The sequence below is a fragment of the Thalassotalea sp. G20_0 genome, from assembly GCF_017744175.1.
In the GTDB taxonomy this organism is placed as follows: Bacteria; Pseudomonadota; Gammaproteobacteria; order Pseudomonadales; family Endozoicomonadaceae; genus Endozoicomonas.
Window position 1 is genome coordinate 1 of record NZ_JAGHQV010000068.1, and the last position, 16,316, is coordinate 16,316.

General features: G+C 40.1%; 16 protein-coding genes. 5 read left to right on the forward strand and 11 right to left on the reverse strand.

The annotated features are described in order from the left end of the window. Positions 1–219: 219 nt before the first annotated feature. The 9 genes from J7438_RS22905 to J7438_RS22945 form a co-directional block, all read right to left on the reverse strand. Positions 220–1,425: a glycosyltransferase family 4 protein gene (locus J7438_RS22905; RefSeq protein WP_209278403.1), complete on the reverse strand. Its 1,206-nt coding sequence runs from the start codon at positions 1,423–1,425 to the stop codon at positions 220–222. A gap of 90 nt (positions 1,426–1,515) precedes the next feature. Continuing rightward, positions 1,516–2,628: a glycosyltransferase family 4 protein gene (locus J7438_RS22910; RefSeq protein WP_209278404.1), complete on the reverse strand. Its 1,113-nt coding sequence runs from the start codon at positions 2,626–2,628 to the stop codon at positions 1,516–1,518. A gap of 2 nt (positions 2,629–2,630) precedes the next feature. Beyond that, positions 2,631–3,365 (reverse strand): hypothetical protein, encoded by a 735-nt coding sequence (locus J7438_RS22915; RefSeq protein WP_209278405.1) that lies wholly within the window; start codon positions 3,363–3,365, stop codon positions 2,631–2,633. Next, positions 3,352–4,665 carry a hypothetical protein gene (locus J7438_RS22920; protein WP_209278406.1) on the reverse strand — a complete coding sequence of 438 codons (1,314 nt, stop codon included), beginning with the start codon at positions 4,663–4,665 and terminating at the stop codon, positions 3,352–3,354. The genes J7438_RS22915 and J7438_RS22920 overlap by 14 nt, the downstream gene beginning before the upstream one ends. A 56-nt stretch (positions 4,666–4,721) precedes the next feature. After that, the gene (locus J7438_RS22925) at positions 4,722–5,951 is read right to left on the reverse strand and encodes an O-antigen ligase family protein (RefSeq protein ID WP_209278407.1); all 1,230 of its coding nucleotides are present in this window, start codon (positions 5,949–5,951) and stop codon (positions 4,722–4,724) included. Between the two features lie 244 nt (positions 5,952–6,195). Further along, on the reverse strand, positions 6,196–7,455 hold the full coding sequence (locus tag J7438_RS22930; RefSeq protein WP_209278408.1) for a lipopolysaccharide biosynthesis protein: 1,260 nt from the start codon (positions 7,453–7,455) through the stop codon (positions 6,196–6,198). 419 nt (positions 7,456–7,874) lie between these two features. Next, positions 7,875–8,861, reverse strand: coding sequence for an IS110 family RNA-guided transposase (locus tag J7438_RS22935; RefSeq protein WP_209278418.1), 987 nt, complete (start codon positions 8,859–8,861; stop codon positions 7,875–7,877). A 267-nt stretch (positions 8,862–9,128) separates the two neighbouring features. Further along, positions 9,129–9,449, reverse strand: coding sequence for a nucleotidyltransferase family protein (locus J7438_RS22940; RefSeq protein ID WP_209278409.1), 321 nt, complete (start codon positions 9,447–9,449; stop codon positions 9,129–9,131). Continuing rightward, entirely contained in the window at positions 9,446–9,862 is a 417-nt protein-coding gene (locus J7438_RS22945) for a nucleotidyltransferase substrate binding protein (protein ID WP_209278410.1), read from the reverse strand. The genes J7438_RS22940 and J7438_RS22945 overlap by 4 nt, the downstream gene beginning before the upstream one ends. A gap of 1,298 nt (positions 9,863–11,160) precedes the next feature. On the opposite strand from J7438_RS22945, the gene J7438_RS22950 reads away from it, so the two are divergent. Beyond that, entirely contained in the window at positions 11,161–11,373 is a 213-nt protein-coding gene (locus J7438_RS22950) for a hypothetical protein (RefSeq protein WP_209278411.1), read from the forward strand. An 82-nt stretch (positions 11,374–11,455) separates the two neighbouring features. Here J7438_RS22950 and J7438_RS22955 read toward each other — a convergent pair whose 3' ends face one another. Further along, complete coding sequence (locus J7438_RS22955) at positions 11,456–11,743, reverse strand: addiction module antidote protein (protein WP_209278412.1); 288 nt, start codon at positions 11,741–11,743, stop codon at positions 11,456–11,458. Positions 11,744–12,139: 396 nt separating this feature from the next. Then, positions 12,140–13,213: an undecaprenyl-phosphate alpha-N-acetylglucosaminyl 1-phosphate transferase gene (locus J7438_RS22960; protein ID WP_209278413.1), complete on the reverse strand. Its 1,074-nt coding sequence runs from the start codon at positions 13,211–13,213 to the stop codon at positions 12,140–12,142. A 742-nt stretch (positions 13,214–13,955) separates the two neighbouring features. Here J7438_RS22960 and J7438_RS22965 point away from each other — a divergent pair. From J7438_RS22965 to J7438_RS22980, 4 genes are all read left to right on the forward strand, one after another. Beyond that, on the forward strand, positions 13,956–14,276 hold the full coding sequence (locus tag J7438_RS22965; protein ID WP_209278414.1) for a hypothetical protein: 321 nt from the start codon (positions 13,956–13,958) through the stop codon (positions 14,274–14,276). A gap of 6 nt (positions 14,277–14,282) precedes the next feature. Next, entirely contained in the window at positions 14,283–14,756 is a 474-nt protein-coding gene (locus J7438_RS22970; RefSeq protein ID WP_209278415.1) for a hypothetical protein, read from the forward strand. A gap of 149 nt (positions 14,757–14,905) precedes the next feature. Next, positions 14,906–15,367 carry a type I-E CRISPR-associated protein Cas6/Cse3/CasE gene (locus J7438_RS22975; protein ID WP_209278416.1) on the forward strand — a complete coding sequence of 154 codons (462 nt, stop codon included), beginning with the start codon at positions 14,906–14,908 and terminating at the stop codon, positions 15,365–15,367. A 212-nt stretch (positions 15,368–15,579) separates the two neighbouring features. Continuing rightward, entirely contained in the window at positions 15,580–15,828 is a 249-nt protein-coding gene (locus J7438_RS22980) for a hypothetical protein (RefSeq protein ID WP_209278417.1), read from the forward strand. The last annotated feature ends 488 nt before the right edge of the window (positions 15,829–16,316 follow it).

Consider the following 16,316-nt stretch of genomic DNA (forward strand, 5'->3'; position numbering starts at 1 on the left):
TCAACTTTGCGGTAAATCTGATAGCAGGGCTGATTGCTTATACCCGTCAACCCAAGAAGCCCCATATTGATATAACAGTGCTGACTGAAGGGGTTCCTATGGCTTTATGAGCGTCGAACTCACGTTACTATAATAACTCGATAAAAATTAATAAAAATTCATGCAAAGAGAATTATAGAATCAAATGTCATCTGTCAAAGCTAATAGGGAAAGGGGGGGTTAAAAGGTGGAGTATATATTAGCTATTCTCTCTGCCTTTACACTCCAAGTTAAATTATTCAAGGCATGAATACCGCTTTTTCTAGACATGTTCCTTAATATGGCACGATTATTTTCTAGCTTAGATAATGACTCTGATATGCCTTTTATGACATCATTGTAAGTATTACCACTTAAGATAAATGAGCATGAATCATCCAGTTCATGAGATGCACCATTTCTATCAATAGTTATTATAGGTAATGAATATGAAAGAGCTTCGGCAATAACCATGCCAGCACCCTCGTAGGAAGGAAAGCAAAAAACACTTGCCCTATTATAAAAAGCATCCACTTCTTTCCGCTCCACCCAATCAACAACATTTATTACCAAATTACTATCTAATTTATTAACGAATCTTCTTATGGTAAGCGCTTCTTCCTTCCCAACACCAACAAGGTTTAACTCTAGGAACTGGTTACAAACGTTTGCACCAAATGCTTTTATAAAACCTTCAATAACGGACATGTAGTTTTTGATTTTTAAACCTCTACCAACAAATAAAATGGAAAATATACCATCAAAACTCTTATGAACTTTACTTACGGGCATATTAGTAGCAATTTGGTTAAAAAGAATGCATTTTTTGCGACTTAGATTAAGCCTGTCTATAACTTTATCGTGACCGACAAGTATACGATCAGCTTTAAGCTTACAAATAAAAAGAAAAGGGTCTAAAACCCAGAAAACCTGTTTGAAAATAAATTTAATTTTTTCTTGTATTTTGTATTTAAGTCCTAGCTTCTCGATATAATATTTTGGCAAGGGTTCATTGTGGTTAATAGGGCCCCAAATAAATGGTTTGCCAAGCAACCACAAAAATGATGGAGCCCAATCACAATGAAAATTAAGAGCATGGCAAAGATCAAATTGATGTTTTATTGGTCTTAGCATAAGTGCGATATAGGCTTGCCACAAGTAATAATACAGGAATGAACCACGCGCACCTCTTTTCCAAAAACGAGCCCAATAGGGGAGATCCATACCTATAAAATTAATATTATCGCATGATATTTTATTTTCATTTATATACTTAAAAATATTAGTGAGATTATTCTTCCTTGTAACTAAAGTTATTTTGTAATCTTTAGATAAGTGCAATGGGTAGTTCCAACCTGTCGCTGACTCAGAGCCTCTGTATGGATCAACATCATACGCTGTAATCAATATACGCTTCATAAATGTTAATTTTAATTAATCACTTTGAGATTATTTGATAAGGAGTTAGCAGTTGTTTATTCATAGAAATAATATTGTCTATGAATGAATCAACTTTTCATATTCCGAGAATAATTTTGGAATGACAACATCCCAGTTGAAAATATTGTTAGCTAAGCTAATAGCACTTTCTGACATAGATTTATGTTTTTCAGGTGATTGTACAAACAATCTAATACCATTCGAAATACTTTGACAATCAGGTTCTACCATGATAAACGCACCACTGTTATAATAATAACTAACATCAGATGTACGAGTAATAATCGAAGGTAGACCCAAACTAAATGCTTCCATAACTGCAATACTTACAACATCTGAAAAGGCAGGGTGTATATAACAGTCAAGGCTAAGTAAAGCCTCCAATTTTTCAGTACCATAAAGTGCCCCACGGTACTCCACTAAACTGTCTAAATCATGCTCATTCAAGATTGAATCAAGTTCTTTTTTATAATTTATTTCTGCTGGACCAATTAAAATAACCTGTATCTTATTTTTTATATTGTCTGGTAATTCTACTAAAGACATTAATAAAGATTTTACATTTTTTTCTTTAGCCAACCTACCTAAAAAGCCAATTTTGAATTTGTCATGGGCATTTTCTAGATTACAATATTTATGGGCAGATTCAACACCATTTTCAACAACAAATATATTGTTGTTCCCAATGTATTTTCTTAGGCAGGAAGATTCTTCATTAGTTAAAGCATGTACTCCGGCAGCAGAATCATACAACTTCTTTTGAAATATGGAATGATATAACCACTTTAAAAAGTAATTACTTTGTTTCAGCCTATCATCAGTTAACCCAGAATGCGCTGTAATAATATATGGGATGGCATTAATTTTTGCGTAAAATCCGACGATTAGGTTGTAGTTGTTCCACACACTATGGAGATGAATAAGATCAACAGAGTGACTTAATTCACGAATCTTTCTAAATGCTCCAGAAAAAAAAAGTCGGTATGAGTGAACGTTAAAACCATCTCTTTCGATAAGTTCATAATCTTTTTTTTGAGATGAACTTAATCCAATAACTGTTACGTGATGCCCGTGCTTAATACCGTACTTTGCATGCCCTGCAATTACTTTATTTACTCCATTCGAGGTGTTAGGGTCAGCTCTACCCAGAATAAAATGTAAAACTTTCAAAATCAGGCCCCTTTAAAATCACCCATTTTTAATTTAAGCAAGAAACAAAAAAAACCATACCGAGAATAAAATTTCAAATCATCAATAAAAAACTGAATAGAGTCAGACCAATTACCTATCGAAATAGTCTCTAAATCATAAATATACAGAGTTCTTCCTTTCATTACGATATTATGTAGTTTAAAGTCTTTAATAACGACTGTTGATATATCGTCATCGGCTAATTTTTGTAAAATATTTGGTAGATATTTTAAGACAAAGAACCAATTGTATTTAATTCCTTCTATGTATTCAGTAACCAATTCCACCTTATTATTGGTTAAGGTTATTAATTTGACGTTTTCAATTTTTAAATAGTCGGCTCTCTGAACTTCTTTTTTTAGAACTTCATGCATTTCCTTAAAGTTGCATAAAAAACTATCTGCCTCTTTATGACTACTAAATATTAATATTTTCTTTATTTCCTCAGTGTTCTTATAAATATAAGTTGCTTTCTGGTAATCCTCCTCCTTCCCAAGGACAATAAAGTCAAAGGAATAGTCTGCCGCCATTAATTCTTTATCAACATGATTTTTTAATTGACAACCATTCAGGTTCGGTGCTAACAGATAGCTAACTACTAGTTTAAAAAGAGAAATCAAGTTAAGGGGTTTTATTATGAATATAGTATCAAGCAAATTAAGCGCCGTTATAAACTTAGGCCTTCCATGATATTTAAGGACTTTATATTTTCTCATAATGCTTTTCCATTAAAGAAAAAATATTTTCAAATACATATTCAATAGCGTTATCGATAGTACCATCATTCTGATAGAAAAAAGCATTTATATCCTCTGATGTTTCTTTATATTTTGAATACAGCTCAAGTGCTTTCTCAAGGCTAAGTTCACCTTTTCGTTCTACCATTAATTTTGGATCTGCAACAAATATAATGGGCAGTTCAGGCCTTGTTATTAATGTAAATATCTTACTCACAAACCTTTTATCCAGAGATAGCCTGGATCTTGTCGGGTCGCTAATAATATCTATAAAATACCGATCGAATATTAACACTTTGTTTAGCTTTTTTATTTTACTCACATAAACAACATAACCAAGGTAGAAGCTAATCAAATAATAACAGAGTCTAATTAAGGATTGAGGCTTGGAAACAAGTGGTTGAGAGTACGGTTCAGTATAACTTTGACTTTTAACCTGGCTTGTTTTAGGGATTAGTTTGAGTTGATGTATATTTTTGAAGCCTGGTGGCAAATAATGATCCAGTGATTCTGTTAGTTTAATCTCTTTAAAGAAATCAAATATGTAATTAGCAACCGTTGACTTACCTGATCCATCAGGGCCTGAGAAAGATATTTGGTATCCCATTTTACTTCTTCGTTGATGTTCATCAAGCTTAAATTTCAAAAATGAGTAATAATAGTTGCTTTGCTTCTTTATCTGACTAACAGCTTTTCTTCTATTAGCAGTAGGTGCAAATTCATCCTCTGTCAGCTTTAATAAAGAAAAGTCTATTAAGAAAAATTCTTCATTAAGTAGTTTATTTGATTTTATAGCGTCTTTGTATTGTTGGATATTGTTTTCAGTATATTTCTTTTTGTATAGAATATCATTTAAAAATGACAATGAAATCATATGATCATTATTTAATATGGGTATATAGCCTTTGAAACTAATGTACTTTAGGAGCTTGCTAGTATCAACTAAATCTATACCTCGCCAACTGAAACCTGAGAAAAAATCAATTTTAAGATATCGGATACATCCTTTAAAATATTTTACAAGAATTAATCCATAAATATAAGAAAGAGAGTTTCGCCAAATTATTTTATAGTTATTTATTTTTGCTACTTTTTCAACTATTTCCACAGCATGGCGTAGCTGGTCATTTCTGATAATGAAGTCAATATCATTTGACTCAATTTTTTCAGGTAACCCCTCAGGTTTTCTCAATAATGCATAACTTATAGACTGTCCATTGAGTTCTTTAGCAATAACTTGTAGGATCTCTGCATCATTAATATATATAACTGTTTTCATTGGTTTATAAAGTTAAATTGATGATAGTAGTTTTGAATTTGCCGGTGTATTGGCCGCTAATATGACTGTGGTAATTTGGTGAAGTATTTCCTACTAGAAACAAGTAATAACCAATAAAAAATAGCTACAGTATTCCCGAAATAAAAAAGCCATGATTCAAAATTTGTATGAAAAAATCCTGCAATTAAAACTGAAACTAAAATCGCATGCTCAACATAATTTATACTATTGGTTCTTCTCAATGCCTTTATATTTATATAAATAACCCTAAAGTATAAAAACAAAATAAAGCAGCCTAAAAACAAGCCAGACTCCTCTATAGTAGCCAGTACGCTGTTACCCTTCTCTGTATCACCATGTCCTAAATCTTGTATTTGGTTCGAGACTTTTGCTGGGTTTATGCCATAACCCCATCCTAGTATTGGTTTAAGAGAGACTGAATCAATTCTTGTTTTCCAGATTTCGTATCTTGTACTTGTGATATCTCTATCACCTGTAATGCTTTCATATTTGTAAAAGTAGTCTAGGGTTGTGTTTCTATATTCTGGTGATGTTAGTAAAATAATTAGAAAAACCATAGAAAGAGCAATTATATTAGCAATATATTTTTTTTTGCTTTCTGTATAGAACCAATAAAAAGATAATAGAAAAATTATGCTTGTAAGAATTGCTGATCGAGATTTACTTATTATTAGCAGGTAGAATAAAGCAATCAATAAAGATACAATAACTCCTTTATGCTTATATGCTTGATTCGAACTCTTAATTCTATAAAACAAAAGATAGAGCGACGGGATACAAACTACTGAAATTATGAAGCCTAAGAAATTTGAATTATAATAAATACCTCTAAAGTTTCCAGCTATATTCAATGATTGATCATATTTAACAAGAACATAATAGCAAGTTAGTATTGTAAACATTGAAATCAAAACACCGAGTTTTTCGAACTGGATTATTGGATCTGAAACTATTGAGACATAAGTTAAGAGATAAAAAAGCACCAGCATAGCTGAAATCGTACGTGTTGTGGTTATGACCACATCATAAGAAAAGATTGCAGACAACAAAAATATGAATACTATAGATATAATTGATTTATATATTTCATCTATTCTTATTTGTACTCCATTATTTATAATGTATACAACATTTACAATAAATCCAATAAATACAAACGGGTATTTTAATGCTGATATAATGCTTAGATTAATAAATATTGGATCAATTGATGGAAGAAAAAAAGATACTAATATTATTAGAAAACATAAATTTATATACTTCATAAAATAACTAATTCGCCTTTCTCTTTACCTGAAGCTTTGTAATATTTTCAAGTTGAATCACTGTATTATGTGGATATAAATTCTGATTCAAAAACATTGTTTGCATTGAAAACGAGCTTGCAGCTAAGAATGCACACTGAAACTGAATGAATACTTAACTTGAGTATTGTGATTCTCAGAAAAACTTCTTGGGAAGACCACCTTATCATATTAAACTCTTGATAATCTTAAGCCTGCCGCAAAATTAATAAATGTATTTTGATTTTCGGAAATAATAACCTGCTAGTATAACAAGCATCATTAACTGTGTTGTAATGCTTCCTAAAATTACTCCAAGCGCATTGTAATTTTCGACAATAGTTTTTGCGGCTAGTAATGAGAATGCTGTTGATACTAGATATCCTATAAATATAATTTTGTTTTTTTCAATGGCTCTTAAACCTGTTCTTATTGGTAAGCTTAGATATATCAAAATATATAAAAGGCCAAGATAGTTCAATAAGTAGCCATATTTAGCAAACTCTAAACCATAAATTAATGTTAATAATTGTTCTGAAAACATAGCTATTAAAAACACAATAATTGTTGTACCTATAGCTCCTGATACGGTTAGCCTTATCAAATATCTATTTAGTTCTTTTTTTCCTTTAAGTAAGGCCCTTGTTGCTTGAGCTGGTACAAAGTTTTCCATTGCCTGAAAAAAAATATGAGTAATTCCAATGATGTTTTGTGCTGACTTAATCGCACCAACTGTTAGAGGCCCTAATACAATTCCGGCAATAATAAAGAAATAATTACCAGTCGTCCACTGAAGCAAAGCTGAGGCTAACAACCACTTGGAGTAATGAAAATTTTCCTTAATGATAATCCAGTTATAATGAAACTTGAATTTTAACTTTCTAAAACTGCATAAAGTAACCAAGATTGATAATGTGTTCGTTGACGCAATTGTATACAAAGAATTATCAATAGTTAAATTGTTATCATGGTAAAGTATTGCAAAAATTACAATCCTACCAATATAGGTTATTGAATCATTAATAAATGCAATATTTCGCTTACCCGTGGAAAAGCACATTCTCCTCATATATTCTTGAAGCTGACTTGAGATTAAAACAACAAAGAGTGGCTTAAAAAGATGCTCTACTTTGTCAAGAAAAGCGTAATCAATATTTAAACGTAAAGCTATCAAGATAATTAGAGAGTAAATCATAATCCAGGCAATCTGAATCTGAAACATAGACCCATAAAATTCCGTTGATTTATGACCCTCATACTTTGGAGCTAGACTCATCATTGGTTGTATGATGGAAGACAACTGTAGGCTGCTAAAAAAAAGTATAACTAGCCAGCACAGTGTGAATACTCCATAAAGCTCTACCCCTAAAAATCTTGCTAAAATTATGCCGCTAAGAAAATTACACCCGCTTACTAATATTTGGTCTGAAATAGCCCAGTTAATTTGAGGGTTTTTTAAAACTGTATTCTTTAATGTTTCAAACATTAGCAGTATTATTTCATTGTTCAATTTTTAAAAGGAAAACCGTAAAACCGGGGTCCGTAGTAGTAGTAAAACCGGGGTCATAAAACCGGGGTCAAAGCCGGGGTCATATATGGTCCGCCCCGCTTTGCAAGGATAAGTTTTCCATCATGACTAAAGAGTAATGCTTCCATATATCCGGCCTTTGGGGTGAGGTCTCAATGCCTCTGGCCCTGATGGAATCCGCTCACTCCCACCTCATCAGGTCTTCGGCCTCTACGGGCCCTGACCCCGGTCAGGTTCAAGGGAGTGCAGGTCTTACCTTTTATGCCATCATTTGAACTTTATCCACGCAACTCGTTTCGTTGCAGGCTTCTTACACTGATTAACCGCTTTTTCTTTTCTTGTCTAACGACAAGTGTTTAATATTGAAATGCCTATGTTCATGCTGCTGCCTTGTATGGCTCTTTCTTGGTTAACACAGCCCAGGCAATGCGAGCATTCTTATTGGCAACTGCCACCGCTGATATATTCTTGCCCCTGCGCTGGTCAAGCTCTTTAATCCAGTTATTACGTCGATCGTCGTGTTTATCGGCTACCCTGACAACGGTTCTGCCACCGTGTATCAACAGGGTTCGCAGGTAAGTATCGCCCCGTTTACTGATCCCCAGCAACGTGGGCACACCACCGGTCGATTGTTGCTTTGGCACTAAGCCCAGCCAAGCAGCCATTTCCCTGCCATTTTTAAATGCTGATATATCACCAATCGCAGCAAACAGCGCCGTAGCACTGAGCAAACCAATGCCGGGTATGGTTAGCAATAGTTTGCAAGCTTCATTATTGGCTGCAATGGTTTCGAGCTTTTGTTCAAGCTTTTCTACTCGCTCGTCCAGGTGTTTCATTTCTTCGTACAGTCCACTGAGCAGTTCACGGAACAACACTGTTAAACCGTTTTCAGCATCTTCCAGCACCAGGGGGATCTGTTTACGGATGAAGGCTATGCCCTTGGGAATAATGACCCCGTATTCCATTAACAAACCTCTGATCTGGTTACCCAGTGCAGTCCTTCTGGCCACGGCCTGGCTGCGTATTCTGTGCAGGCTCTGAATATCCTGCTGCTCAATCGTTTTGGTTGGTACAAAGCGCATGCTGGGCCGTTGCATTGCTTCACAGATAGCCTCAGCATCATTCTTGTTCGACTTTACGTATGGTTTTACGAACTGGGGAGCCATGATGCGAACGTCATAACCCAGTTCAGTAAATTTACGACACCAGTAGTGTGAACCTCCACAAGCTTCCATGCCAATAGCGCATTGAGGCAGATTAGCAATAAAGGGCAAGAGTGCTTTGCGATTAAGTTTCTTTTTGATAACCACATGACCTGTGGCATCAACACCATGTAGCTGGAAACTCTTTTTGCTCAGATCAATTCCGAGAAAAGCAACCTGGCCTTTTGATTAGGTTCCTGATTTGTTAATCTTGCCCACGGATGGTTCGCTCCGTTTCTTATTTTGAATGATGTCCTACCAAACTCATTCTATTTTGGCTCATTTGAAGCCGTTTTGGGAGCGGGGCGGACCATTCCATTAGGTCTTGATTCTTGACGACAAGAAAAAACAAAACCGAGTTGTTTTATTATGTAAAACAAAAAATCAGAGGCAAGTATTTCATTTACCATTGTTAATTGACTGGTTCACTCAGTCATGGCCATTTTGAATGACTACATACCGTTCTCTGATGGTTTCTTTGAAGGATTCTGGCATCTGGTCCCAGGTAAACAAGTCTACCCGGAATGGCAGGTTACTCTCTTCAAAGGCTTCCCGAAGCTCGGAAATAGCTAATAACTGTTCTGTACAAGCAAAAGCAACAAGGTCAAGGTCAGATGCAGGTTGAACGTTACCATTCACTCTTGAACCATATGCCCAAACGGAGGTGTTTGGTAAATAACGTTTCAATAGCTGTTGGGTTATCGCTAGCTCGCTGGCAGTCAGTTGCAGTGTTTCTAAAGCGGCTTTCATGACCAGGTTTCACCGCTTATGGTTTGATAGAGGTTTACCGCATCCTTGATAAAGGCATCCATTATCTTCAGTGCGGCTTTTGCCTTTTCCCCATCATAGTCGTGAGAGGTTCCAATGCGTGTGTCTGCGTATATCAGCCACTGGGCAATATCAGATGTTAGCAAGTTGTTTTCATTGGCTATCCGAAACAGTGGCTTTGGGCTGTTAGGCACATCAGGCAGTCCAAGGCCTTCTTTCAGGTAGCGCTTCAGGACTTTCCATAAGCAGTCATAGCAGGTTTCATAGCGCTGGATAACCGATTCAGAAACCGCTTCCTGAATCCATGTTGGTAAGGAGGTATCCAGAGTGTGCCAATGGCCAAATTGTGATTCCAGTAGAGTTAGGGACTGTTTGAATTTCCCAAAGTCGATCATTTGTTCTCCCGTGTGCTCTTGGCTATGACTTCCATTGTCTATTACAAGTGATCTTTGAGCAGAATGCCAGAAAACCGGGAAAATCAGGGTCAGGTTTTGATTCTTGACAACACAAAAACCGGGAAAAAACCGCGGCAGGCCTTGATGATTGCTCAACAAATGCCCTCCGATCAGGAAAACCCATTGAACACACCCTGACTTTCAGAATAAACAAAACCCTACCATCATAAAGCAGCAAGCAAACCACCTTCAAAAGCTTCTGCCTGAGAACAAATTGTTTTGACCACAGGCCAGTTTGCCGTTATCTGCTGTGCGAACTTCTGATATTCACGCCTGTTTTTCCTTATCCTCTGCCCTTTAGGCAGTTGAGCTAATCACTCTTCAACGGTCGGGTCGCACTCAGTATTTTGCACAAGCCGATGGTCCTCGCAGGATAGTAGCAGCCAGCCAGGCACCTGTAGACTGTGCTGGCAGGCATAGGAATTGTCTCGAAATAATTTGCATATTTCAGAGTTTCAAAACTACGTTCATCCAAGCCTGTCGAAAGGCGTGAACTCCGGCCTTATGTATTGTGCCAATCACCCTTCGACAAGCTTCAGGATGAACGGAGACCGGGTTCAAAATGCCGAAATTATTTCGGGACAATTCCATAGTACAGAGCGGGGGCCAATGGTGGCTCCTCCTAACCAGCTTTTCAGTACTTCGGTTAATGCATTTACCGAATCATCAACCGGAGGGCATGGCCGCTTACAGGGGAGGGCAGCCCAACCCTGTTCTTCAGCGAGAAAGCCGGGGTCTTTTATTGTGCATTTCTGATGGTCTACCTTTCCAGTTCCATCAATAAAAATGAGATAACCGGAAATGATCAGACCACTAAGAATTGAGTATTCAGGTGCGCTTTAACATGTGTCTTCCCGAGGCAATGAGCACAGGGCTATTTACCGTGGAGACACCGACTTTAATTTGTTTCTCGATACCCTGGCTGGCCACCGATGCCACGCTGCGCTTTTTTGCTAGGAGGCTGTCCGAGAATAGACTGCCCTACTGCGGTGGCAGCAAATTGGTCTAAAAATTCCGTTTTGTTCGGCAAATAGCCCCGCTATTCACCTCACAAAACGGAATTTTTATCCTCAATTTTCTGCCATCCTCGCTACGGGCGCTATTCTCGGACAGCCTCCTAGCGACCGTGAGGAAGCTATTCTCTGTTTTGCCCGGTTTGTTGCTGAGGGCGTCGGCGTTAATATCTGGGTGATGATAATTTCATTAATGAACAGCTGGCCTTTAAGCCCAAAGGGGAGGTGATTCTTTCTGAAGTGCCCCATAAACAGAAGCGACAGTCACCACCATCTTTAGGTTCTTTCTTTGAAGCTGCCAGTCTGCGAGATGAAGCGATTGTCGCTGCTTTTAAGTCCGGCGGTTATACCCTGGGCGACATTGCCAACTACATTGGCCTGCACTATACAACCGTAGGCCGGATCGTTCGAAAGTGTGTCAGTAAGCAGGTCAATTAAAAACCGGGGTGAGATCTTTCATTGTGCATAACGAAACCCCGCCCCCTGATTATGCGATACATTGTTCGTTACCAGAATATCACTAATGCTGAGAGCTGATTTTCAAACTTACTCCCAGAGCCTGAAGAATTTTGAACACGGTTTCAAACCTTGGTTTCGCACCTGGTGCCAGGGCTTTGTATAGACTTTCCCGACCAAGGCCAGAGTCATTGGCGATCTTCTGCATTCCGGTTGCCTTGGCGATATCACCAATAGCCGATAAGAGCAAAGCCTGATCACCGGTTTCTATGACAGCATTCAGGTACTCTGCAATAGTTTCACTGTCGTCAAGATATTCTGATGCATCAAAGGTCTTTAGCTTCCTGCTCATGTCATGCCTCCAGATTTTTTAAAATTGCTTTCGCTTTTTCAATGTCCCTGGACTGGCTGGACTTGTCACCACCATTGAGTAATACGATGATGATGTCTTCTTGCCTGGCAAAGTAAATTCTATAGCTTGCCCCCTTGTCCTATAGCGCACCCGAAGCTCTGACACTTTGCCTCCAACTGATTTCCAGTCCCCGATGTGCCCCTGCTCCAGCAATTTCAGAGAAGCCAGAATTCGAGTTTTGCCCAGCTTATCTTTGAGTTTGTTCAGCCACTTCTCGAAGTGGTCAGTCGTCTTGAGCAAGTACATAAAGGAAGTGTGTATCCATTTGGATACAGATTCAAGCTCAAAGGCAAGAGAATAAAAACAAAACCGGGTCTTTCAGCTGGACATAAAAAATCAGGAAGCAACTCGCTCACCATGCACCTTCTGCAACAGATGGCTAAGTTTGAACCCATGCTGAATCCCCTGAAAATAAAAGACAAACAGCAAAATAAACAGCCCAAACTGCAACCAGGCGGGTGCCTGCAGCTCATTCAGCAGAATGCCCATGCCATTAATCAACGCCGCAATACAAAGCATAATCACCAGCGTCTGCCTTGGGCTGAACCCCGCAAGCATAAATATATGGTGAGCATGGGTCCGGTCTGGCTTAAAGGGGTTCTTTCCTTTTTTCATACGGCGCAATACGGTGGAGACCATATCGATCAGTGGCAGGCCAAGAAAATACAGCCCGGTCACCGCTTCGAATCGGGGCCCACGGGTAGCGGTGGCCTGGGTGCAGTAACAGATCATCATAATCAGGGTAAATCCGATCATCATACTGCCAGCGTCGCCCATAAAGACCTTGTGCAAGCGGCTGGAGAGCTGCAGGTTAAACACCTGAAAGGCCAGAATAGCGGCGATAAAAACAATGATGGGTGCCTTCAGCCGGGTGGTAAAGTCCAGGGTGATCAAAATTGAGGCCACGGCAATAATGGCAATGCCGGAGCTGAGGCCATCTATGCCATCGATCATATTCATGCAGTTGACAATGCCAAAGGCGGCAATCAGGGTGAACGGCACAGCAAGCCAGATTGGCATCACCACATCTCCCAAACCGAACATATTGCCCAGGTTAGTGAAGATGGTCCCGGCGAAATACATCATAATCCCGGCGGCAATAAACGTAGCCAGAATACGCAGCCGGACACTGATGTTAAACCGGTCATCAAATACCCCCACCAGGGTGAGCATGCCGGCAGAAATATAATAAGCGATCAGTGCGGTGCTGTTGGCAACAAAGAGCATCCCGAGTATTAATAGCGTGAGGTAAATGACCAGGCCGCCAATCAGGGGGACCGCGCTTTCATGGTGTTTTCGCTCATCGGGTTTGTCCACCAGGCCTATTTTCCTGGAGACCGGTTTCAGCAATTTTATCAGGCCAAAGGATAGCGCAAAGGCCGCGAGCGCTTTGAATATCGTTAGTTCCATTTATGGTTATCTGCTGATGGTGTTGGTCGGAAGTGGCTTGCTCCGGTTGCTGTGGTCAAAAACAACCTGAAATTACAGCAGTCTGCGGTGTTGCAGGGTCTCCCCCACGCTACCGCCCATCGAATTTCAAAAGGGCATATACCGAAACAGCCAAGTTTAGATTGTGGTTGTCAGCGTTTTGGTTGCGACTACAGCCTTAAGCTGTGTGTACCACCGAACTCTCTGCTAGTGCTGACTACGTACAATCAACCCAGCAGCATGACTGCGGATTCACTATTTGCAGAGATGTAGATATAAGACAGCAGGTCTGATTAGACCTATCTATAAACCGGAATTATTTTACGTAAGCTTTACGATTATGCAATGTATGGAAATTGACGGTTTTATGGGTGTTTCTACTCAATTTGCGTTGTTTTTTACGAGAGAGGGGGCTGCTTTTATACATAGTAGCGCAAGGGGTAATGCGAAGTTTGCGTTTTTGCTTTCAAGATAAATACAGATGTCTATTTGTTTTGTGAATTATTAGACGATGTTTTTCTATACAGTGATGAGTTGTGTGTTATGGGTTATTAGTCCTAAAAAGAACGCTACCCGCTTCCCGCCGCACGCTTCCCGAAAAAGATAAGCGTGGTGCTTTTACGGGCAGCGGCTAGCGGGCGGCGGGAAGCGTTTTTCCTCCGACAAAACCTATAAAATTCATGTAAACTCCCCCATTTTTTTTAAAACTCCCCTGGCAGTGGTAATGGATGGTATAGATTTTCTCTGGCAGCAGGTTACCGGCCAGATGGCGAATGAAATGCAGCTTGTGGACAGCCGCGAAAGTGACGATGCCATCAGCTGTTATTGCTGTGGCGGGCCATCAGGTGAATGGGTGGTGCCTTATTATCAACCGCGAATCGATACCTATCTGAGAACGGATGTTCCCATCTGCGCTCCCTGTAATGCCCTGTTTCATGGTTCCTACCAGTATATGGGTATTGAGAAGGGCACGGCTGAAAAGCCACTGGTCCCCGGTAAGCTGGGTATGCTGGTTGGTTGTGGTTTGATGGTGACGCAACAGTAGAACCTTTTGTTAACCAATCCCGGGTGGGATAAGCGACTCAGGGTAGCGACCCGGCCGCTGTTTGAGTTGCACCAGGTTAGTGGTAAAGGTGCCATGGAGTATGCTTGCCACTTGATTACTGAACTCAGTGAGGAGGCGTTTCCACTGTTGTACATTTCGGATATTGGCCGGAAGAAAGCAGAGTTGGTGGCGAACCTGAAACTGACCCTGAGCAAGGCGCAGATTCAGGTCTGTTCCGGTGAGTTGGTGTATCGGATTAATACGGAGCTGTTACAGGCCATACGTGAGATGCAGCAGGCCGATAAAAGTGGCTGTAATAAGCTGCAGGGTTTTATCGTTAACAGTTGCCATGGTCGTATAGCGCCTGATGATGAAGGGCTGCATACGTTTCTCTCGGCCAATCCCGAAGCGTTGGCGATTGCCAGACGTTTGCCTGCTGATCCCCATGAAAAACTTCAGTTGATTCGAGTTTGCGGGTAGTTTTTTTTGCCACTGAGACACGGAGACACGGAGGAAAAGCATTTTTTGTCTTTTCTCCGTGCCTCCGTGTCTCCGTGGCAAATATTGCTTTTCAGGGTTTAAAGATGGTGTATGAATTTTTGGTGCGCAGTGAAACGCCGTCATTTGAGATGTATAAACTGCACCAGGAAGTGATGGATGTGGTTTGTGGCGCTGGCCTTGGGCTGAATAAAGAGGCGGCACGGCCGCTGTGGCGATCCATTCGTGATGGTGGTGATGGCACTGTTTTGCTGGTTCGTTCTTCTCAACCGCCATTGGGGGCTGTGAGCAAGGTTAAGGAGCAGGCGATTGATTTTGTGACCGGTGAGGTTCGCAAATTTAATTGTCGGCTGAATCTTTCTACCCGTGTCTGGGTGGATCATCCCTGGTTGGGCAATGAGCAGGAAGAGGATCGGAAAAAGTGCCGCAAGAAAGTGGAGAAGTCCCTCGACCCGGAGTCGGTTGAACCCTGGCTCAGGCATATGCTCAGTCAGCATGGCATGGCGCTGCAGAGTGCTGCTGTTGTCAGCCAGAACCGGGGGCTAATGAAACGCAGCCATTTTATTAATGGGGCTATTGCCAGGACATCCTGATTGCTGACGGTGCGCGATTATTAACCATAGGCATTCTGCAAACATTGATACGTATCAATACTTACCATCATCCCAAACGCTTAAGCAAGGCCAATGCCATTTTTCCCACATTGGGGGATGGGATAAGGATTCTTAACTTAGTACTATTGTCTTCTATTCAATCGTCTGCTGCGCTCCGGTTCAGCAGAAGCGATATCAAAGGAGACCTTGCTATGGATCGTATTCATCTGGCCCAGGTACCCCGAAACAACCAGGGCAAGATCAGTTACTCCTCCATCCCGTCCATGATGGTGCGGGTGATGGTGGCCGAGGAAGAGCTATCGGTTCTGCGGCGGAGGGTAAAACGTCACCATGATGTTCGGGACCGGTTGCATATTTCCGAAGAGGAGCTGGCGGGGCTGGAGGGGCATATTGCGGATTTGGAAGAGAAACTGGCAGAGTGGCGGGCTTTGGTGGAGTAGCCATGAGCCCTTATTTGCCTTACCTTTTTAGTTCCAAAAAAACAGGCTGAAATAGCAAGAAGAAATCAATGCTTTCTTCCGTTTTACCCAAAAAATAACTTCCTAACCTGTTGAAAAACAAGAGTGCCAAGCGTTTTTGAGGGGGCAGTGCCTGTATGGGCGTACGAGTTCGAGTCTCGTCTTCGGCACCAATCAATGGGTTACGGGAATTTTGGAATAGACTGACATGGTCGTTTCCCAAAAAAATTCCCAAAAAAAAGCGGCCAAAAAAATAGCCTCTTAATAGTACTTTGGTTCATGATTATTGCTCGACAATAGTCGCATAAAAAAAAGGCCTGAGATGGTCTTTTTTTGTACCTTTGTTTTCTTCATCTCGTTCCTTTGACTTCCTGTGTTTTACGGATGTAAACCTTCTTGGCTTCCAGGGTTTTGTGTCCGGATACCAGTCCTTCATGATCCGATACTCCTTTTGCTTTCAGGTCATGGAA

Coding starts and splice junctions, on each gene's coding strand:
- J7438_RS22945 (WP_209278410.1), bottom strand. CDS start 9,862: ATGATCGACTTTGGGAAATTCAAACAGTCCCTAACTCTACTGGAATCA.
- J7438_RS22955 (WP_209278412.1), bottom strand. CDS start 11,743: ATGAGCAGGAAGCTAAAGACCTTTGATGCATCAGAATATCTTGACGAC.
- J7438_RS22925 (WP_209278407.1), bottom strand. CDS start 5,951: ATGAAGTATATAAATTTATGTTTTCTAATAATATTAGTATCTTTTTTT.
- J7438_RS22920 (WP_209278406.1), bottom strand. CDS start 4,665: ATGAAAACAGTTATATATATTAATGATGCAGAGATCCTACAAGTTATT.
- J7438_RS22980 (WP_209278417.1), top strand. CDS start 15,580: ATGGATCGTATTCATCTGGCCCAGGTACCCCGAAACAACCAGGGCAAG.
- J7438_RS22960 (WP_209278413.1), bottom strand. CDS start 13,213: ATGGAACTAACGATATTCAAAGCGCTCGCGGCCTTTGCGCTATCCTTT.
- J7438_RS22930 (WP_209278408.1), bottom strand. CDS start 7,455: ATGTTTGAAACATTAAAGAATACAGTTTTAAAAAACCCTCAAATTAAC.
- J7438_RS22965 (WP_209278414.1), top strand. CDS start 13,956: ATGGATGGTATAGATTTTCTCTGGCAGCAGGTTACCGGCCAGATGGCG.
- J7438_RS22940 (WP_209278409.1), bottom strand. CDS start 9,449: ATGAAAGCCGCTTTAGAAACACTGCAACTGACTGCCAGCGAGCTAGCG.
- J7438_RS22975 (WP_209278416.1), top strand. CDS start 14,906: ATGTATAAACTGCACCAGGAAGTGATGGATGTGGTTTGTGGCGCTGGC.
- J7438_RS22915 (WP_209278405.1), bottom strand. CDS start 3,365: ATGAGAAAATATAAAGTCCTTAAATATCATGGAAGGCCTAAGTTTATA.